This is a genomic window from Massilia sp. ST3, assembly GCF_018119405.1.
Classification (GTDB): Bacteria; Pseudomonadota; Gammaproteobacteria; order Burkholderiales; family Burkholderiaceae_D; genus Telluria.
In genome coordinates this window covers 26,855-47,052 of record NZ_JAGPWC010000037.1, presented here as the reverse complement: position 1 = coordinate 47,052, position 20,198 = coordinate 26,855, and the positions used below count along the sequence as shown (strand labels likewise).

General features: G+C 66.8%; 17 protein-coding genes. All 17 read right to left on the bottom strand.

Going from position 1 to position 20,198, the window contains the following annotated elements; all coding sequences use genetic code 11:
* On the bottom strand, positions 1-230 hold a 230-nt coding region (locus tag KBW98_RS14190; RefSeq protein WP_211520795.1), incomplete at its 3' end, for a hypothetical protein.
* A 333-nt stretch (positions 231-563) separates the two neighbouring features.
* Positions 564-1,421 carry a beta-1,6-N-acetylglucosaminyltransferase gene (locus tag KBW98_RS14185; RefSeq protein WP_211520794.1) on the bottom strand — a complete coding sequence of 286 codons (858 nt, stop codon included), beginning with the start codon at positions 1,419-1,421 and terminating at the stop codon, positions 564-566.
* 128 nt (positions 1,422-1,549) lie between these two features.
* A complete protein-coding gene (locus KBW98_RS14180) occupies positions 1,550-3,745 on the bottom strand; it encodes a DUF4962 domain-containing protein (RefSeq protein WP_211520793.1) in 2,196 nt (731 codons plus the stop codon).
* A 338-nt stretch (positions 3,746-4,083) separates the two neighbouring features.
* On the bottom strand, positions 4,084-4,857 hold the full coding sequence (locus KBW98_RS14175; RefSeq protein ID WP_229429190.1) for a glycosyltransferase family 2 protein: 774 nt from the start codon (positions 4,855-4,857) through the stop codon (positions 4,084-4,086).
* Positions 4,793-6,058 (bottom strand): glycosyltransferase family 4 protein, encoded by a 1,266-nt coding sequence (locus tag KBW98_RS14170; RefSeq protein ID WP_211520792.1) that lies wholly within the window; start codon positions 6,056-6,058, stop codon positions 4,793-4,795. The genes KBW98_RS14175 and KBW98_RS14170 overlap by 65 nt, the downstream gene beginning before the upstream one ends.
* A gap of 24 nt (positions 6,059-6,082) precedes the next feature.
* Entirely contained in the window at positions 6,083-7,609 is a 1,527-nt protein-coding gene (locus KBW98_RS14165; protein ID WP_211520791.1) for a lipopolysaccharide biosynthesis protein, read from the bottom strand.
* Positions 7,609-9,072: an O-antigen ligase gene (locus KBW98_RS14160; protein ID WP_211520790.1), complete on the bottom strand. Its 1,464-nt coding sequence runs from the start codon at positions 9,070-9,072 to the stop codon at positions 7,609-7,611. Before KBW98_RS14160 ends, KBW98_RS14165 begins: the two co-directional genes overlap by 1 nt.
* Before the next feature lie 22 nt (positions 9,073-9,094).
* Positions 9,095-9,817: an exosortase-associated protein EpsI, B-type gene (epsI, locus tag KBW98_RS14155; protein ID WP_211520789.1), complete on the bottom strand. Its 723-nt coding sequence runs from the start codon at positions 9,815-9,817 to the stop codon at positions 9,095-9,097.
* Positions 9,814-10,782: an exosortase B gene (xrtB, locus tag KBW98_RS14150; RefSeq protein ID WP_211520788.1), complete on the bottom strand. Its 969-nt coding sequence runs from the start codon at positions 10,780-10,782 to the stop codon at positions 9,814-9,816. Before xrtB ends, epsI begins: the two co-directional genes overlap by 4 nt.
* A 1-nt stretch (position 10,783) precedes the next feature.
* Positions 10,784-11,653 carry a chain length determinant protein tyrosine kinase EpsG gene (gene epsG / locus KBW98_RS14145; RefSeq protein WP_211520787.1) on the bottom strand — a complete coding sequence of 290 codons (870 nt, stop codon included), beginning with the start codon at positions 11,651-11,653 and terminating at the stop codon, positions 10,784-10,786.
* Between the two features lie 15 nt (positions 11,654-11,668).
* Entirely contained in the window at positions 11,669-13,078 is a 1,410-nt protein-coding gene (gene epsF / locus KBW98_RS14140; protein WP_211520786.1) for a chain length determinant protein EpsF, read from the bottom strand.
* Positions 13,079-13,125: 47 nt separating this feature from the next.
* Positions 13,126-13,914: a polysaccharide export protein EpsE gene (epsE, locus tag KBW98_RS14135; RefSeq protein WP_211520785.1), complete on the bottom strand. Its 789-nt coding sequence runs from the start codon at positions 13,912-13,914 to the stop codon at positions 13,126-13,128.
* Between the two features lie 43 nt (positions 13,915-13,957).
* On the bottom strand, positions 13,958-15,010 hold the full coding sequence (locus KBW98_RS14130; RefSeq protein ID WP_229429189.1) for an EpsD family peptidyl-prolyl cis-trans isomerase: 1,053 nt from the start codon (positions 15,008-15,010) through the stop codon (positions 13,958-13,960).
* Positions 15,011-15,185: 175 nt separating this feature from the next.
* A complete protein-coding gene (locus KBW98_RS14125; protein ID WP_211520784.1) occupies positions 15,186-16,181 on the bottom strand; it encodes a GDP-L-fucose synthase in 996 nt (331 codons plus the stop codon).
* A gap of 2 nt (positions 16,182-16,183) precedes the next feature.
* The gene (gmd, locus tag KBW98_RS14120) at positions 16,184-17,299 is read right to left on the bottom strand and encodes a GDP-mannose 4,6-dehydratase (protein ID WP_211520783.1); all 1,116 of its coding nucleotides are present in this window, start codon (positions 17,297-17,299) and stop codon (positions 16,184-16,186) included.
* A 260-nt stretch (positions 17,300-17,559) separates the two neighbouring features.
* Positions 17,560-18,942 (bottom strand): undecaprenyl-phosphate glucose phosphotransferase, encoded by a 1,383-nt coding sequence (locus tag KBW98_RS14115; protein WP_211520782.1) that lies wholly within the window; start codon positions 18,940-18,942, stop codon positions 17,560-17,562.
* A gap of 37 nt (positions 18,943-18,979) precedes the next feature.
* Positions 18,980-20,191 carry an XrtB/PEP-CTERM-associated polysaccharide biosynthesis outer membrane protein EpsL gene (epsL, locus tag KBW98_RS14110; protein ID WP_229429188.1) on the bottom strand — a complete coding sequence of 404 codons (1,212 nt, stop codon included), beginning with the start codon at positions 20,189-20,191 and terminating at the stop codon, positions 18,980-18,982.
* Positions 20,192-20,198: the final 7 nt, after the last annotated feature.

The following is a 20,198-nucleotide window of genomic DNA, read 5'->3' as shown; positions in this document are numbered from 1 at the left end:
CGGGCGCGGGCGGCGTGCAACACGCCGTCCAGTCCCGGGGCCGGGCCCGCGGCGATAGCGGCGGGAAGCAGGTGGACGGTGGCGCCGGCCTCGCGCAGGCGCGCCAGTTCGGTGTCGGAGGCGATGCCGGGATTCAGCAGCAGCACGGCGCCGGGCTGTTCGATGCGCGCGACGATGTCGTCGAAACCTGCGCGCGTCAGGATGAGGAAGGGCATGTCGTCGCTGGCCATGGTCACGGTCGGGAGGCGGTGGAGCCGCCAGTATGGCGCGCCCGCCGCCGGGCTACCGTGCGCCAGGCCCCATTCGCACGGCCCTTGCCGGCATGGCGGCCGTACGTGTGGCTATCCGGTGCTCAGGCGGTACAGCAAGGGGCCGAGCTTGTCGCCGATGCCGTAGCCGGCCAGGAACAAATGACAGACTGCGGTGAGCACGAGCGAAACCTTAATGAGTGTCCACAGGACGTTCTGGTTCAACATGGCAAGAAAGGCAATGTTTCGATGACGTCCACCTTAACATGCAGATGCCTGCCTAAAATACGCGAATCCTCACCGTGCGCCCTACCGCTATGCCGCCCTGCTCTCCTTCCACGGCCCCAGGCGCGCCAGCAGTGCGGCGCTTGCCTGGCTGTCGAGCTTGCGGCAAAAGTGGGCGCGCGAAGCGCGGATGCGCTCGAAATCAGCTTCGTCGAGGATCTTGGGATTGCGCGCGCCCTGCTCCGGCCACTGGATGTAGCGGAAGTTTTCCGGCAGCACCCGTCCGGCGAAGGAGGAATGCATGACCAGGGTCTGGAAGAACAGCTCGTCCGGGCACTGGACCGTGCGGCAGAAGCGGGCCAGTGCCGGATGGCTGTCCGCCAGGCGCAGCACTTCCACCAGGCAGGGCCGCGACAGCGCCCACCAGGACGAGCCGCCATGCGGCGCCAGGCCGTCAGGCAGGCGCCGCGTGCGCCTGAAGAGGCGCAGGGTCCGGTTGGCCAGGCCGCAGGCCAGGCGCTCGAGACGGCTGCCGCCTTCGCGATGAAAGTACTGGTAGCGGTGCGCCACCTTCCAGCCGTCCGGGCCGATCGGCGCGGTCTCGATCAGCTCGCGCTCGCGCACCCGCTCCAGCTCGCGCTTGAGCAGGCTGTTGGGCAGCAGCGGGAAGTCCTGGGCCGAGAGGAAGACCAGCTTGTCGAAGTCCGGCGCCTCGGCCAGGATCTGGCGCAGCGACACCAGGGTCGCCTCGACCTGCGAAAACGAGCCCCAGCGCACCTCGACCCGCTGCCTCACCAGGCGCGCGGCCGGGTGCAGCCGGGCCGGGTCGAGATCGCACTTGCGGTCGAGGTGGACATAGACCAGGAAATCGGGGTCGGCCAGCTGGGCGACCAGCGCGTTGAGCTGGTCCATGTCCTTGTGCGCCTGGATCAGGAATGCCTGTTTCATGGATTCGGGAAAACCTCGCTCGCGTCGGGTGGACGGGCCAAATAAAAATCCCCCGGCAGCCGCGAAGCCGCAGGGGGACTTGTTGCCGGTGCGCGCCGAGTCTAGCACGGCGCGCAGGCTGGCCGCGCTCAGTTGATCGTCACGGACTGGCCGCCGACGGTCACCGTACGGGTCGAGCCCGAGGTGGCGATCTTGACTTCCGGACGCTTGCAGCCGACGTCGAGCAGCACCAGGAACTCGGCGGTCGACTTGCCGTCGTTCTTCAGGTAGAAGGCGCCATGGTCCTCGACCACGTTGGTCTTGGCGCCCGGGCCGATCCACTTGGCGAAGGTCGCCGCGGTGTTCAGCGAGCGCACGCAGACCATCTGGTTGCCGGCCGCCACCTTGACGTTCAGGCTGTTTTCCACCGTCATGATGACCGGGGTGTGCATGTTCCACTCGTAGGTACGGGCCACGGTGCTCGCCAGGCGGTCGCGCACCAGGATCGCATTGCCGGCGTCACGCAGGTGCCAGACCTGGCGCTTGGCCATGGTCAGCTGGCCACCGTAGGACGGGGTCGCGTCGCCTTCGGTGTAGTCGTAGGACGGCTGGGCGGTGAAGGCGGTGATCTTGCCGTTGCGCTGCAGCTGCTCGCGGTAGCCATTCACCAGCTGGCCCTTGCCGCCGTCGAAGGTGATCGCGTTCTGCGAACGGGTCTGGTGGTACCAGTCGGTCCAGTACGGCGAACCGTACCAGTCGTACCAGCCGGCCTTGACCAGCAGCGGCTGGCCGGCAACCGACAGCAGCAGGCCGTTCTGGTCGCCGTGGCTGTGGTTGAACGAGCCGTACGGGCTGGACTTGAAGAACAGCGAGCTGCGCGAGGTCGACGCCAGGTCGCTGTGCATCGCCACCCAGCCGGTGCTCGGATAGTAGGCCGAGTTCGACGGGGCCTGGTAGACCTTGGTGCTGCTCACCGGCAGCGGATACTGGGCCTGCAGCAGCGACAGCGAATCTTCCATGCCGCCCAGGTTACGGACGTACCAGGCGGCGCGCGGCGACCACATGCGCGAGGCGAAGGCGCGGAACACGCGGCCGTCCGGCTTGGTTTCCGAGGCGTCGCCGAAGGCGTGGGTGCGTGCGCCCGGCGGGATGAATTCCATCGCGAAGTCGAGGAAGCCCAGGGTCCACGGCTTGGAGAAGAAGTTCACGCCGGTGGCATGGGTGAGCGGATCCCACAGGGCCAGCAGGTAGCCGGCCGCGTATTCGGCGTAGGCGGTGCCGTTTGCGTAGCCGCCTTCCGCGCCGCTCCACGGCGACGGGCTGTTGGCGTAGGCGCGGAACGAGAAGTCGAACCACTTCTGCGCTTCAGGGATGTCGCCCAGCGACAGGGTCGAGATCAGCACCATGAAGACCAGGCTGGTATTGCCGTGCGAGTCGAACGGGTACTGGTCCAGGCGGCCGTTGTCGCCGGCCAGGTTGTTGAACATCTCGGTCGCGCGCGCCTTGACCGACGCCAGCCAGCGGGTCTTGCGGGTCGCGTCCAGGTTGCCGGCCAGGATATCGACCGCCTTGATCAGGCCCCAGGCGATCTGGCGCGTGGCCTGGTCCTGGTTGGCGTAGCTGGTCGGGCCGTTCGGGTCGAGCGAAGCCAGCTCGTCGCCGCGCTTCAGCGCTTCGTTCAGGTAGACGGCTTCGCCCTTCAGGCGGTACATGATGGCCGCGGCTTCGAGCTGGCGGCTGGCTTCGTTGATGCGCTGGCGCACGTCGGTCTGCTGGGCGGCCATGGCGGCGGTCAGCGGCGCGCTGATCGTGATCGACCAGCGTGCATCGGACAGGGCCGGGACGGCGCTGATCTGGGCCTTGACTTCATTGCCGAGGCGGCTGGTATAGCCTTCCAGCTCGGTCTTCTTGGCGGTGTTCCAGGTCGAGGCCGGGGTGAACGAGCTTGGGAGCGAACGCGGGCGGGCCTTGGACAGGATGCGGTTGCGCAGGGTGGCGTTGTCCGGCACTTCGAACAGGTTCGACTTGCTGGTGATCGAGAAGGTGCGCGGCGACGACCACTCGCTCGAACCGGCCGGGCGCACGCGCCAGGTGTAGTTGCCAAGCGCCAGTGCCTTGGACGGCAGGTACCAGTTGCGGTCGACGGTGACCTTGGTCGGCGAGCCGCCGACCGGGGTGATTTCGAGTTCGTAGGTGGCCGGGCCGGTGCCGTGGCGCGCCCAGGTGAAACCCGGCGGATTCTGCGCCTGCACCTGGTTCATTGCCGGGCTCGGCTTAACGATCAGGGGATCGGTGGACTCGACCCAGTCGGCGCGTGCGCTCATGCACACAAACAGCGATGCCATTGCCGCCGCGCGGACGAGACCATTCCGGTGAAATTTCATGCTGAAGCTCCGAATAAAACTTGAGATTTCCTGAGGGGCGCCGCAGACCGGGCGCGTGTGTGACTTACCGTGCCGGACGCTTCATGCGCCCCGTCAACGAAAAGAATGGTACCGCAATCTTTTGTTGGACACGGGAAATTTCCCGATGAAATCACAGTTTTTTTGCTTGCCTCGCAGAAATACCACGCAAAAATTTCAAGTTTTGCCGAATAATATTTTCAGTCTTCTAACGATGCTGAACTGCCTGATAATCCTCGTAGCATGGCTGAAAAGACGAAACGGCAATGCTGTCGATTTTGCTATTGACGCGCTTCGGCCTCCAGCGCGCGCATGCGTTTCATGTATCTCAGACAATAGATGCCAAAAGCCAGCGGCGCCTTGTTCATGTAACGCTTGCGCACCGCAAACTCTTCGCGCCTGGCCTTGATCTTGTTCGCCGAGGACACGCTGCCTGCGTGGTCGCGGAATACGGTCAGCGGCCGGTCGACCATGGCCGGGCGGGCCACCGCACCCAGGCGCAGCCAGAGGTCGATGTCCATTGCGTATTTCAGTTTCTCGTCGAACATGCCGACCCGTTCGAAGGCGGCGCGGCGAACGAACACCGCCGGATGCGGGATCGAGGCCCGCCCGGCCACGAAGGAGCGGTAGGAGAACGGCGGCATGGCGTAAGGCGGTACCAGCTGGCCGTCCTTCAGCACCTGGATGTTCCCGTACAGCCAGTCGACCGGATGGCCGGCCGCGCGCGCCTCGTCGAAGCGGCGCGCGACGGTCGCCAGCACGTCGGGACCGGTGTAGTAGTCGTCCGAGTGCAGGTGGGCGACGTACTCGCCCTGGGCCGCTTCGATGCCCTGGTTCATGGCGCGGCTGATGCCGCCGCCGACGTCGCGCAGCACCCGCTTGTTGCCGGGATAGGCGGCGATCATGTCCAGGGTGCCGTCGGTCGAGCCGCCGTCCACGAAGATGTGCTCGATGTCCTGGCAGGTCTGGGACTGGACCGAGGCCAGGGTGTCAGCCAGCGTGGCGGCGCTGTTCCAGGTGCACGTAACGATCGAGAAGGTTGGTTTGTTCGGCATACAGCTCCAGTAGTCGCGGTAGCAGCCGCCCGGCGTCGGCCCCGAACAAGGGGGCCGGCTCCGCGCGGCGCGGTGGTTCGGCGAGCTCGGCGCACAGGCGCCCGACCAGCTCGTCCATGGAATCGGCCAGCTGCAGCTGGCCCTCGTACAGCTGGTATTGCGCCAGTTCCGGCGTGCCGCCGCGCGCCAGGGCCACGCACTGGCGGCCCAGGGCCAGCGCTTCCAGCACCGTGGTGCTGCAGGCTTCCTCGCACAGCGAAGGCACCACGCACAGGTGGGCGCGCGCGCTCAGGGCCAGGGTGGCGGGATAGTCCTGCCAGCCGAGGAAGCGCACCCGCTCTCCCCCATGGCGCGCCTCGAGCTCGGCCCGCTGCGGGCCGTCGCCGACGATGTGCAGGCGCGCATGCGGCGGCAGCCGGCCCTCGGCCGCGGCCAGGAATTCGGCGAAGCCCTTGCCCTTGTCGACCCGCCCCACCAGTACCACGTCGCCTGGCCGTGGCGCCGGCGCGGCCTCGGCCACCGCCTTCAGGCGCGGGTAATCGACGAAGTTGTGGATCACGCGGCAGCGCGACAGGTCGGCGCCAGGCACCGCGCGCAGGAACTGGCGGCGCAGGAAGTCCGACACGAACACCGTCTTGTGACGGGCGAAGGCGCGCGCGGTCTGCTCGCGGTAGCCGTTGACGGCGATCGCCGTGACGGTCTTGCGCATCGGGCCGGCCTGGCGCGCGATGCAGGCCGAGCAGTCGCCCGGCACCAGGTTGTCGCACACTTCTCCGTCGCGGAAGCGCAAATGGGTCAGGCACTCGCTGCCCTGGTCGTGGCGGGTCTGGACGTAGTTGATGTCCGGCTCGACGTGCAGGCCGACCATGGGCAGGTGGCCGTGGTAATGCACCACGTCGAAGCCGTGCGCATGCTCGTTGATGGCGCGCCCGATCTTGCGCGCGAAGTAAGGCCGCTTGAGCGGGTTGAACACGCCCAGCTGCAATTCCTTCCAGCCCGGCCGTGCCTGGTCGAAGCCGGGACGGAAGCGTCCCTTGAAGCCGATCTGCCCGGCGCAGTCGTCGCGCCCGCGGTCGTCGCGTCCGAGGATCTCGACCTCGTGGCCGTCCGCCAGCATGCGGTTGGCGAGCGTCACCACGTGCTTGCCCAGTCCGCCGATTTGTTCGCCCGGCAAATCCTCCGACACCATCAAAATCCGCATTGCCACTCCCTCATTCAATACCTTTCAACTTCCCGCGGGCTGCCAGCGCGCCTTGACGATGGCCTTCGCGCGCGACCAGGCCAGCATGCGGTCGTCGCGCTCGACCACAAACAGGAATCCGTGGGCCGCCAGCAGCATCACCGTGACACCCAGGATGAACACGAAATCGAGCGGACCGTTGTCGAACAATTGTTCGGCGGCGGTGGCGGCGATCGCCACCAGGGCCACGCCAGCCAGGCCCGGCGCATAGCCCTGGGCCAGCAGGCGTCCCAGGCCGGTCGGCACCGTGCGGCCGTGCACGTAGAGCACGAAGGCGGTGGTGAACAGCAGCGAGCCGGCCAGGTGGCCCCAGGCCGCGCCATCGATGCCCCAGCCCGCCACCCCGGCCCAGACGATGGCCAGGCCGGCGCCGGCGCGCGCCAGTGCGAACATGCCCGACACGCGCGGATGGCCCATGCCGTCGTTGACCAGGGACGGCAGGCTGGTGAGCGAATCGATGAATTGCGAGAGCGCCATCACGGCCAGCACCACGGCGCCATGACGGGCGAAGTCTTCGTTCATCCAGTAGCCCAGGATCTGGTGGGCGAACACCGCCACCAGCACCAGGATCGCCGCGTTCAGGTAGACCACGTAGCGCGTGGCTTTCACATACACCTGGTCCAGGCGCGCCAGCTCGCCGCGCGCGGCCAGGGCGCTGGCGGCCGGGAAGAACACGCCTGACAGGCGGAAGGTCAGGCTCAGCACGCGGTTGGCGAGCGTGGCCGCCACCGTGAAATAGGCCAGGCCCGTGACCCCGACCAGGGCGCCGATGATCAGCTTGTCGGCATAGGCGTAGGACAGCGAGGCGAAGCGGGCCAGGAAGGAATAGGCCGAAAAGCCCAGCAGTTCGCTTCGGATGCGCGCGCCCGGCCAGCGCCAGGCCAGGCCGGGCAGCAGGCCGCGGATGGCGCGCCACAGGATCGCGCAATGCAGGCTGCTGGCCACGACGCGCAGCAGGATCACCTCGAACAGGCCGTAGCCCAGCATCAGGATGCCGACCGTGGCCAGCGGCACCAGGGTGCCGAAGGCCATCTCGACCCGGCTTGAGATGTCGTAGCGCATCAGCGATTGCGGCACGCTGTTCAAATAGTTCTGCAGCTGGCCCAGCAGGAAGCCGAGGGCGGCCAGTTCCAGGGTCGCCACCGCCTCCTGGACAAGGCGCGGCGGCACCGAGAACACGCCGGTGACGAACCAGCGCGCGCCCAGGTACAGGCCGCAGGCGCCCAGCAGGCCAATGCAGGCGTAGGTGGCCAGGCCGAAGCTGAAGGTCTCGGCGATCTTGCCATCGTCGCGGCGCGCATTGTGCTCGGCGATGTACTTGACCGAGCCGGCCGTGACGTTGATGTCGATCACCGCGAAATAGCCGACGATGGCGGTGACCAGGGAATAGACGCCGTAGTTGGCCTCGCCCAGGCCGCGCACCACCAGCGGCACGGTGCCCAGCATCACCAGCGCGGGGATCGCGGCCCCGAGCAGGTTGGCCCAGGCGTTGCTGGCAAGACGCAGGTTCATCAGGCGGGCACCAGGTGAGGTCGCGGCACGAAGGACTTGGGGGCGGCCCGCACCGGAGCGGGCGCGAGCTTGGCCACCGCCATCGCCAGGTAGGGCAACGCCAGGCAGAAGGCCAGCATCTGGGTGGTGCGCACTTGCGGGAAGGGCGTGCCGATCAGGAAGTCGGGAATCATGAAGGCGATCCCGGCCACGCCCGCCGTGCCGACCCCGAGCAGTTCCGGCGGCAGCTTGCGCAGGGCGCGCCGCGCGAACAGCACGAAGGCCGCGATGGTGCCGACCAGCAGGACGGTGCCCAGCAGCCCGCTCTTGAGGGCGATGTGCAGCACGCCGCTGTGCAGGAACAAGCCGCCGTCCGGATTGTTTTGCCAGGGGATGACCTGGTAGCCGTTGTAGCGGCCCCAGGAGCCGATGCCGGTCAGCGGCCTGGAGAGGAAATCGGCCAGGGCCAGCTTGAGCTCGAGCACCCGGTAGCTTTCCGGGCCGAAGCGGTTCGACTGCATGTCGTAGATCAGGCCGGACAAGCCCTCCCCCGCCCCCTTGGTCTGGGTCAGGCGGCGCACGGCCACGTAGGCCAGGGCAGCGCCCATCAGCGGCAAGGCGGCCATGGTCACGTGCAGGCGGCGCTTGACCGGGAAGCGGAACATCACCACCACGAAGGCCAGCATGAAGCCGATCCAGGCCGAACGGCGGTAGGACAGCACCACGCACAGGGCCGTGCACACCAGGGTCATCCACTCGATGTTGCGCCAGAACTTGGGCCGGTCGGTCTTGTGCACCTGGAACAGGTGGACCGCGGCGATGGCGAAGGCGACCGTGCACAGCAGGCTATCGTTGATGTCGAAGAAAGTCAGCCGGATCTTGATCGCGTTCATGTTGGCGTAGACATTGTTCGGGTCGCCGCCAAAGGCCGCCCAGCGTCCCAGCCCGAATAGGGCGCGCCCCAGGCCCGCCAGCATGATGAAGTGGGACAGCTCGATCACCTGCTCGCGGGTACGGAAGGACAGCAGGATCAGCGAGACCAGGGGCGCCATCCAGACGATGTTGGAAAAGCCGGAAGGCGCCAGGGCCTCGGACAGCTTGACGCCGGACACCACCGCCACGCCCACGTGGCCGGCCAGCAGCACGAACCAGCCCAGGAACCAGGGCCGCAGGTTGCAGGCCGGGGTCGGATAGCGCTGGAAGGTGGCGGACACGCGCGCGCAGCACCAGGCGCCCAGCACATACCAGAGGATGACGCCGAAATACAGCATGCCCGAGCCGCGGCTGTAGATGCTGCGCGAGGCGAACACGGCGAGGTTGCCGTAGCTGGTCGAATTGACCCAGAAGAAGACGCACAGGTAGGGGTAGACCAGGAAGCGCGGCCACACCATCCCCACCCCGAAGCCGACCACGATCGCGATCGAGAGGCCGATCACGAACAGCCAGGGCAGCGAATAATAGATATAGGGCAGGATCTCGTTCAAGGTGGCGGTCCTTCCTTACTCGTCAGCCGCGCGCCGGGGCCGGAGCCGCCGCCTGGGCCTGGCCTGCGCCCGCGCCCAGCAGGCGCGCGCGGTCGCGCGGCGCCAGCACCGCCAGCATGTCGCCCACGAAGCGGTCCTGGACGGTATAGGCGGCGGCGTCGTTGGCGCCGATGGTCGAGACCCGCACCAGCATGCCGTCCGGGATCTTGCCCGACAGGCCATAGGCCAGGCGGCGCAGCTTCTGCTGGATGCCGGCCCGGGTGGTCTGGTCGCCGATCGTGATCCAGTAGGTGATCGGCTCATTGCGCTCGTGCAGGCGCGCCACCAGGCGCTTGACCGGCACCTCGCCGAAGCGGGTCGGCAGCACGGCGTCGCCTTCCTTGAGCATCTCGAAGCCCTGGGCCACGTAGCAGACCTCGGGCAGGTGCAGCTGCAGCGATTCGCTCTGGTCGCCGCCGTAGGCGATCGAGAGCATCACGCGCTGGCCCTGCGGGTTGATGTAGGTGCGCGACAGGGTCTGGTCGTAGATCTTCTCGAGCACGCTCTGCTGCTCCGGATCGGGGGTCAGCGGGACCACGGTCGGGTCCAGCACCCAGTCGCCGAAGCGGGCCGGGATCATCTGCTCCAGGCTGAACTGCTCGTGGGCCTGGGGCGCGCGCGCCTTGGGCGTCAGGGCCCCGGTCAGGGCCGAGGTGCCGGCCATGGCCGCGCCCAGGATCAGGCTGATGGCGAAACGGCGGTTCATGTGGCCTCCTTCATGACGGTGGGCGCGCCCGGGCCCTTGCCGCGGCCGCTCCCATGGCTGTCTTCCCTGCGCTTGATCCACCACTGCAGGCCGGAGTCGACCGCCAGGATCAGCACCAGCGCCGTGACGAACAGCACCATGCCCGCGAAGCCGTGCAGGAAGCCCTGGCCGGCGGCGTCGCCGAAGTAATAGGTGATCAGGGTCAGCGTGATCACGCGGATCACGTTGGCCGCGAAGGAAATCGGCACGATCAGGATCGCCAGGCCGATGTTGCGCACGGCCGAGGGGTGGCGCATCAGGTTCAGGTAGAACAGGCCCAGGGCTTCCAGGGTGAGCAGGGTCTGCAGGCCTGCGCAGGCGTCGGCCACCAGCAGCTGGTACTGGCCGATCTGCAGCACCACGCCCGAACGCGAGATCGGGTAGCCCAGGCCGAACAGGATGTGCTCGGTGGCCCAGGACACGGCCATCTTCATGGGCATGGTCACGGCGGCCACGAATTCGCTCGGCAGCGGCACCATGAACAGCATGAAGAAGAAGGGGAACCACAGGATGCGCAAGGCGCGCCCTCCCCGCTTGAGCAGCAGGACCGCGGCCAGCACCGCCAGGATCGAGCCGACCTCGAACATCAGGATGTTCTGCGAGCGCCCCAGCAGGTGGATTGCCAGGCCGAAGGCCAGCAGCGGCCAGCCGAGCCAGCTCGACACGGGCGGCGTGGTGGCCGCCAGCACCTCGGGCCACTTGCGCCAGACCAGCCACATGGCCAGGAAGAAGATGATGGGGCCATGTCCCTGTTCCTCGCCGATCCAGGCGCCGGTGAACAGGCTGTAGAAAGTGGGTCCGAACAGGATCGCCAGGCCGGCGATCACGGGCCACCATTCGGGGAGCGCGCCACGAAGATCGGCTTGCAGGTTGCCCTTCCGAGCTCCCGCGTCCAGCGGGGCGTTCGCATGCACCTGGGTCGCCATCTCAGAACTCCACCACCACCGAGCCGATCACTTCGGCGCCGGCCTCGGTCATCTGTTCCGCCATGCGGCTGATGTTGGCGATGCGGGTACGGTGCTTGCAGGCCACCAGCAGCACGCCGCCGGCGCGTCCGGCCACCGCCAGCGCATCGGCGCCCGCCGCGAAGGGCGGCAGGTCGTACAGCACCACGTCGTAGCGCGATTCGAGCTGGGTGTTCAGGTTGCGGAAGCCTTCGCGCGCCAGCAGTTCCTGCGGATTCGGCGGCAGGGTCCCGGCCGGCATCACCGACAAGTCGACGAAGGCCGGCACGCGCGAGATCACGTCCAGGTCGGCGCGCCCGGCCAGCAGGTCGGACAGGCCCTGGCGCGGCTTGATCCCGAACATCTCCTGCTGGCGCGGGTTGCGCAGGTTGGCGTCCACCAGCAGGGTCTGTTCACCCAGCTGCGAGAACACCACCGCCAGGTTGGCCGCGAACAGGCTGGAGCCGTCGTCCGGGTTGACCCCGGCGATGGCCAGCGCGCGGCGGCCGCGGGCGAACCAGCGCAGCATCAGCTGGCTGCGGATGGCGCGCAGCGCCTCCACCTGCGGCGAGAAGGGTTCGTAGGCGGCCACCAGCTTGGGCGACAGGTTGGCCTGGCCCTTCTGCAGGTAGGGATAGGAGAACTGGCGCGCCAGCACTTGCTGGATGTCGTCCTCGCTCACCAGGCCGAGGCGCACCGCGGCCTCGCCGAAGCGGATCCCGAGATCCTTCTGCATGCGCAGCACGCGTTCGGCGCTTTCGGGGGTGAGCTTGCCCGAGTCGAGCAGCAGCGCGCCCATGCTCGAGTCGGCGGCGTGGCCCGTGGGCAGCGCGGATAGCACAGATGGGTTCATGGTCGTGTCCACTCCTTAGTTCAGGCGCAGCAGGCGGCGCGGCGTCATCAGCGACCGGATGCCGGTGCTGCGCGGGCGCGCCGGGCGCCATTCGATGGTGCCGAGCACCGGGATGCCCAGCATGTCCTTGACGTCGCCGGTCGAGCGCACCGGGCGGTTCAGCAGTTCCAGCAGCAGGGCCAGGCCGACACCCAGGATGGTGCCCAGCAGGATCGAGGCCAGGGTGTTGAGCAGGATGCGCGGGCCGGACGGCTCGGTTGGCGCCACCGCCGGGTTCAGGATCGAGATGTCCGACTGTTCGGACTGGGCCTCGATGCGGGTCTGCGAGAAGCGCTGGCTGGCCGAGTCGAAGGCGCGCTGGGCGCTGTCGAGGTCCTTGAGCAGCACGCCCAGCTCGTCGCGGGCGCGGTTCAGTTCGAGCACGCGCGCTTTCTGCGAGGCGAGCTCGGAACGCAGTTCGGCCTCGCGCTGGCGCAGCACCTGGGCGTTGGCGCCCACGCTGCGCGAGACGGTGCCGAGGGCGCCGTTGAGTTCGGCGCGCAGCTTGCCGACCTCGGCCGCCGCGGCCTGGTATTGGGGGTGGTTGCGGCCGTAGCGCGAACCGGCCTCGGCCAGCTTGGCCTCGGCGCCCGACATCTGCACGCGCAGGTTCTGGATCAGGGCGTTGTTGGCGACGTCGGCCGAGTTCACGCCGCCGCCGGCCATGCGCTCGCGCGAGTTGGCTTCCATGGCGGCGGTCTGGGCCACGACCAGCTGGGCCGACAAGTCGTTCAGGCGCGACAGCTCGACGTCGACGCGGTTGTTGTCGAGGCTGACGATGCCCTTCTCCTGCTGGTATTTCGAGAGGCGCGCCTGGGCCGCCTCGAGGTTGTCGCGCAGCTGCTTGGTCTGTTCGTTGAAGTAGGACGAGGCCTTCTTCGCCGGCTCGGTCTTGAGCTGCACGCTGATCTTCTGGTATTCCTCCGCGAAGGCGTTGGCGACCGCGGCCGCGAAGGCCGGGTCGGCGCCCTTGAAGCTGATCTCGACCACGCTCGACTCGCGCGAGGGCATGATCTCGAGCTTCTTGAGCAGCAGGTCGGCCAGCCAGTCGCGCACGCTGCCCTTGCCTTCGCTGGATTCCTGCCACTGCTTCTGCACCGCCGGGCTGGAAGCCAGGCGCAGGGTGTCGACCACGCGCAGCGCCACGTTCTTGCTGCTGATGATGTCGATCTGCGTGGCCATGTAGCCCGGCAGCAGCTGGCCCGGCATGGTCAGGCCGGTCAGCGGGTCCACCCCCTTGTAGTTCAGCAGAACGGACGCGGTCGCCTTATAGGTCTTTTGCTGCACCAGGCTCCAGCCCAGCGCGAGCAGCACCGTGACCAACAGGGTCGACAGAATAATCTTCTTCCTGGCAAGAAGAATCAGGAGGAATTGTTGTACGTTCATGGCTTAAACCTTTACGACAGAGATGGACAAACCGACGAGCCGGAACCTTAGAACCAGCTCTCGCGCACGGTGATCACGTCGTCCACCTGGACCGGATCGCTGGCCTTGACATTGATGGTCACCGGGTTGCCGCTGGCGTCGCGGCGGGTGATCTTCATGCCGTTGTTGCTGCCGCGCGGGCTCAGGCCGCCGCCGGCCGAGACGGCCTGCTGGACGGTCATGCCGCGCTCGAGGCGGAACGGACCCGGACGCTGGACTTCCCCGGTGACGTAGGCGCGCGGGGCGCGCTCGACGTAGATGATGTCGCCGCCGGCCACCTCGTAGTCCTTGTCGAGTTCGCCCTTGCGCACCATCTCGACCACGTCGATGGTCTCGCGGGTGGTCTTGCCGTCGCGGGTACGCACCAGGCTGATCTGGTCGCCACCCTCGCCGTGCATGCCGCCGGCCATGGCCAGCAGGTCGAGCACCTTGCGCCGGCCTTCGACCGGATAGCGGCCCGGGCGGTTGACATAGCCCAGCACCGAGACCTGCTGGCTGGCCAGGGTGGTCACCAGCATGTTGACCTGGGCCTTCTTGAGGTAGCCGCCCTTCTCGAGCAGGTTGCCGATCTTCTTCTCCGCTTCGGCGACCGACAGGCCGCCCACCGCCACCTGGCCCAGCAGCGGGAAGGTGATGTTGCCGGTTTCGCTGACGCGGGTCTCGACCGACAGGTCGGGGCTGCCGTAGACCGACATCTTGACCACGTCGCCTGCGCCCAGCTTGACTTCCTGGGCGCCCGCCATGCCAAAGCTCAGCACGAGTGCGGCGGCCATCATCCACTTCACGAGTCGTTTCATGATTGCTCCTTGTTGTTCAGTTTGTGTCGTCCGGATCGTTGATTTACTTGAGACCGGCCACGCCGCGGCTCACCGCGGCTTCGTCGGTCGTGTTGGCTGCACCCGCTGCCGCAGCGTCGGCTGCCGGCGCCGGTGCGGCGTCGTGGGCCAGCGCGGCCGGTTCCGGCGCGGCCGCCGGACCACCTACGCCAGGCGCGGTGGTGGGCAGGCCCGGCTCCTTGCCGGTCGGGGCCATGTCCTTGTTCAGGTACTCGATCTTGGCGGTCGAACGCAGGCGCTGGATCTCGGCCTGGGCCAGTTCCTTGTTCTTCTGGTTCGTCAGGTACTTGGTGATCTGGGGCGCGGCGATGGCCAGGGTGACGGGCGCGTCGCGCACGTCGGCGATCGAGATCATCAGGGCGCGCTCGCCTTCCTTGACGACGAAGATCTGGCCTTTCGGCATCGACAGCAGCTTGGAAGCGACTTGCGGATTCAGGTCGGCGGTGCTGCGGGTGACCTGGGCGCGGCCGTACTGGACCTTGCGCGCATCCAGCAGTACGGCCACTTCCTCCAGCGACTTGGCGCTGTCGACGGCGCTGCGCAGCTCGGGCGTGAGGGCGGCGGCCGGGACCACCAGCTGGTTCATGGCGAACTGCTTGCGGTTGGCGAAGAACTGCGGGTTCTTGTTGAAGTAGGCCTCGACCTCGGCCGGGGTCGGACGGGCCGGCTCGCCGAGGCGCTTCTGCATGTAGGCCTGGGCGATGATCAGGGAACGTGCGCGCTCGATCGCCTGCATCACCTTGGGATCGCGGTCCAGCTTTTCCTTGGCGGCTTCGCTCTCGAGCAGCTGGCGGTCGATCAGGGCCTGCAGCAGCTGCTTGCTGGCGACCTGCTGCTGGGCGGCGGGCACGCCGGCGCGCTGCATTTCCTCGTTCAGCTGCAGCACCGTGATTTCCTCGCCGTTGACGCTGGCCAGGGCCTGGCCCGGTTTCGCCGCCTTTTCCTTGTCGCCGCAACCGGCCAGCGCGGCGGTGGCCAGGATCAGCGCCGCACACAGCGCGCGCTTGGGAGTGGATGGGATGGTGGTGTGCATGGCTGCCAAGTGGAAGGTTTTCAAGATGACTCCTCGCGTAATGGGCGGCCTCGCCGCCCTGTTTTTATTCGTATCCGTGGTTCAAGAACCCCGTTTTGCCCCTCGTTGGTCCCTCATTGAGCCTGAGCGCGCTGGACTCATCCATTCTGGGGAGCGCACGATTGGCCCTCTGTACGTCAATTAACACTCTGCCGAACAGTCAGGCCGCGGCCATCGCCGGCTCCGGCGCGTTTTCCTCCTGCTGGGCCAGGTAGGCGTCGTAGGCGCGGCGCAGGCCCTCCGCCAGCGGCGTGCTGGCGCGCCAGCCCAGCGCCTCGAGCTTGGACACGTCGAGCAGCTTGCGCGGCGTACCGTCCGGCTTGCCGGCGTCGAACACGATGCGGCCGTGGTAGCCGACGGTCTCGCCCACCAGGCGCGCCAGCTCGGCGATGGTGACGTCCTGGCCGGTGCCGACATTGATGTGCGAGTGCATCGGGTCGGTATTCGCCGCGTACACCTCGTGCGGCAGGTTCATCACGTAGACGCTGGCGGCGGCCATGTCGTCGACGTAGAGGAATTCGCGCATCGGCTTGCCGCTGCCCCAGATCACGACTTCCTGCGCCCCGCCCGTCTTGGCTTCGTGGAAGCGGCGCAGCAGGGCCGGAATCACGTGGCTGTTTTCCGGGTGGTAGTTGTCGCCCGGGCCATACAGGTTGGTCGGCATCACGCTGCGGTAGTCGGTGCCGTACTGGCGGTTGTAGCTCTCGCACAGCTTGATGCCGGCGATCTTGGCCATCGCATAGGGTTCGTTGGTCGGCTCGAGGATGCCGTTCATCAGGTATTCCTCGCGGATCGGCTGGGCCGCCAGGCGCGGATAGATGCACGAGGAGCCGAGGAAGAGCAGCTTCCGCACGCCGGCGCGCCATGCCTCGTGCACGACATTGGCCTGCACCATCATGTTGTCGTAGATGAACTCGGCCGGATAGGTGTTGTTGGCGTGGATGCCGCCCACCTTGGCCGCCGCCAGGTAGACCTGGTCGATGCCTTCGGTACGGAAGAACTCGCGCACCTGGGCCTGGTCGGTGAGTTCCAGTTCGGCGTGGGTGCGGGTGACGATGTTGGTATGGCCCTGGGCGCGCAGGACGCGCACGATGGCCGAGCCGACCAGGCCGCGATGGCCGGCGACGTAGATACGGGGCTGCGAAGAATTCGACACGTTTACTCCAGTGAAAGTGCAACGTTGTAGCCATGCGATGCGAGCAGCTTGTGGCGGCGCGCCGTTTCCAGGTCGTGCGCCACCATCTCCTGCACCATCGCTTCGAAACTGGTCGTCGGCTCCCAGCCCAGGCGCTCGCGCGCCCGGCTGGGGTCGCCCAGCAGGGTGTCCACCTCGGTGGGACGGAAATATTGCGGATCGATCGCCACGATCGGCTGGCCGGGCGCCACGCCCGGCGCCTTGTCGCCATGCACGCGCGCTACCAGGCCGCGCTCGTGCAGGCCCTCGCCTTGCCAGGCGATCTCGATGCCGAGCTCGCCGGCGGCCGCCTCGACGAAATGGCGCACCGAATACTGGCGGCCGGTGGCGATCACGAAGTCCTCGGGCTTGTCCTGCTGCAGCATCAGCCACTGCATGTGGACGTAGTCGCGCGCATGGCCCCAGTCGCGCAGCGCGTCCAGGTTGCCCAGGTAGAGCTCGCGCTCCAGGCCCTGGGCGATATTGGCCAGCGCGCGCGTGATCTTGCGGGTGACGAAAGTCTCGCCGCGGCGCGGGGATTCGTGGTTGAACAGGATGCCGTTGCAGGCATACATCCCATAGGCTTCGCGGTAATTGACAGTGATCCAGTAGGCGTAGAGCTTGGCCACCGCATAGGGGCTGCGCGGATAGAAAGGCGTGCTCTCGCGCTGCGGGGTTTCCTGCACCAGGCCGTAGAGTTCGGAGGTGGAGGCCTGGTAGAAGCGGGTCTTCTTTTCCAGGCCCAGGAAACGGATCGCCTCCAGCAGGCGCAGGGTGCCGATGGCGTCGACGTCGGCCGTGTACTCGGGCGACTCGAAGGACACCGCCACATGGCTCATGGCGCCCAGGTTGTACACCTCGTCCGGCTGGACCTGGGCGATGATGCGCGTCAGGTTCGAGGTGTCGGTCAGGTCGCCGTAGTGCAGGAGCAGGCGCGGGTTGTCCGCATGCGGGTCCTGGTAGATGTGGTCGATGCGATCGGTATTGAACAGCGAGGCGCGCCGCTTGATGCCGTGGACCTCGTAACCTTTCGCAAGCAGCAGTTCCGCAAGATAGGAGCCATCCTGCCCCGTCACACCGGTGATCAGTGCCTTCTTCATGTTCTTGTGTCCTCGTTCTTGTTGTACCGAGAGGCAGGCGGCCCGCCGGAAACTTGCAAACTCATCAACGATTTTACGCAGCACGCATGGTCATGCAAGCAAGCGGCCAATCGTGCGCACCTCATTTAAGTAGGATTTAAGTAAAACGTTGCCCCTCCGTACTTTCGCGTGTGTTCACATGAAAATGCGCGTGCTTTAGCGCAAATTAATTACTTTTAGCAATTGACCAATGAACCGATGCGCTCCGCATCAAGACCCGCTCAATGCGCGTTTTCCCGGGTAAACACCACCTTCACCGTCTTCAGGATGATCCACAGGTCCAGCCACAGCGACCAGTTGCGCAGGTAGTCCAGGTCGTACTGGATGCGCGCTTCCATCTTGTCGAGAGTGGCGGTCTCGCCGCGCAAGCCGTTCACCTGGGCCCAGCCAGTGATGCCGGGCCGCACCTTGTGGCGCAGCATGTAGCCCTTGATCAGCTTGCGGTACTGCTCGTTGTGGGCCACTGCGTGCGGCCGCGGGCCGACGATGCTCATGCGGCCCTGCAGGGCGTTGATGAACTGGGGCAGCTCGTCGAGCGAGGTGCGGCGCAGGAAGCCGCCGACCCGGGTCACGCGCTGGTCGTCCTTCTTGGCCTGCACCACCACCGGACCGTCGTCGGTCACGGTCATGGAGCGGAACTTGTAGACATAGATCTCTTCGCCATACAAGCCGTAGCGGCGCTGCTTGAAGATCACGGGGCCGGGAGAACTGAGCTTGACGGCAAGCGCGATCACCAGCATCAGGGGCGCCAGCAGGACCAGGGCAACCAGGGACACCACGATGTCGCTGCCGCGCTTGAGCACGCTGTTAAAGCCCATGAAGGGCGTCTCGCTGATGGCGATCACCGGCATGCCGCCGACGGTATCGAAGCGCGCCTGCATCAGGTCGAACACATACACGTCGGGCAGGAAGTAGACCGAGGCCGTGGTGTCCTTCAGTTCGTCGATCAGCTTGCGGATGCGCGGCTGGGCCGAGATCGGCTGGCTGATGAAGATCATCTTGATGTTGTGCTGGCGCACGTAGGCGGCCACGTCGGCCATCTTGCCCAGCATCGGATGCACCAGGGTGCTGGGGTGGCGTTCGTCGGCGCGGTCGTCGAAGAAGCCGCGCACCTGCATGAACAGGTTCGGGTGGCGGTCGCACACGCCGGCGAACTTGATGCCGACGTCGTTGGCGCCCACCACCACGATCGAGCGCACCTCGTCGGCGCGGTCGCGGCTGCCGGTGGCGCGGCGCACCGCGATGTGGCTGACCAGGATCGTGACCGGCGTGGCGATGAACCAGGCCAGCAGCACGCGCTCGTCATAGTAGTACTTGAGGCCGCTCGCCGAGCCGAGGAAGTACAGCACCGCGATCGTCACGCACCAGCCGAACACGGTGTCGCGCGCATAGGCCAGCATGCGTCCGCTGCGCCAGGTGCGGTAGGGGTCGATGTGCTGGTAGACCGAGGACGAGATGAAGAACGCGAGGATCATCAGCACCAGCGAATATCCCGAGAACGGCTCGCCGTAGACCAGCGTGGCGAGATACAGGGTTCCCATGACGATCAGGGGATCGAGCACGCGCTGGAAGAACGAGATAATCGGAATGTCGTTGACCGTCATGTTTCACGTCTTTTCTCTTGGTATCCACAAGTACCTGTTAGAACAGCACGTTGGCGCTGACCTGCACCACGTTGGCGTCGAAGCGGCTGGTGCCGAGCACGGCCGAGCCGCTGCGCGCCTGGTGCGAGTAGCCGGCCTGGACCTGGATCTTGCGCTTGACCTGCCAGGTGGCGCGCAGGTTGGCCGAGCGGATCGCATCGCTCAGGTCGTTCGAACCGAGGAATTCGCGGCGCGCGGCGTAGTCGCGCTTTTCGTAGATGGCGCTGGCGTCGACCTTGATCTTGCCGGTGGCCGCCCAGGTCGCGCCCAGCATCGCGCCCTTGTTCAGGGTGTAGCTGACGATGGTGCTCTCGATCGGGGCGAACTCGCGCCACACCGAGGCGCTGTAGGTGACCTTGCCACGCGGCTGGTACAAGGCCGTGACGCGGCCGTTGACGCCGCTGGTCTTGCCTTCGCCGAAGGACGGCTGCTCGCGCCGGACATAGCCGACCAGGGCCTGCAGGGTGGTCGAGCCGGTGGCGAGCCAGTTCACGCGCGCCTTCAGCTCGTCCTGGGTGAAGTCGTCGGTCAGCAGCGGGTTGATGCGGTTGGGACGGCGGAAGGGGTAGTCGCCTTCCACGCGGCGCGCCACCAGGCCGACCGAGCTGCCGCTCTTGGGCTGGTAGATCAGTTCGACCTCGGCCGCCTTTTCGGTGCGGTTGTTGAAGCGCTGGGCCTGCAGTTCGTAGGTGAACTTGTCGCGGGCCACGCCGGCGCGCAGCTTCCAGCTCGGGTGCATTTTGTAGCCGGCATCGAAGAACTGGCGGCGCTGCTGGCGCAGGTTGCGCTCGTTGCTGAAGAAATCGGTATAGGGCGCCAGCACCTGGGCGTAGCTGGCCTCCGCCTTGCCCTCGAGCTTGTTGCCGATCTCCCAGTTCCATGTGGCGCTGAGGTCGCGTCCGTCGTAGTCGAGCTGGTCGAAGTGGTCGAACTTGACCTTCGACACCTTGGCCACGGCGGCGATGCGCTGGCGGCTGATGCGCTTGTTGTAGACCACGCCCGCCTCGGCGGTGCGGTAGGAATCGCCGCGCTTGCCCTGGAACGGGCGCGCGTTGTCGGGGATGCGCAGCAGGTTGTCGTCGTAGGCCCAGCCGATGCCGCCGTAGAGGCGCATGCCTTCTTCCGGCGGGGCCGCCAGCGCGCTCGCCGCGGGCAGGGTGAACAGGGCGCCGATCATGACGGCCAGGGGACGGTAGCGGATACTCAGCATATTGTTT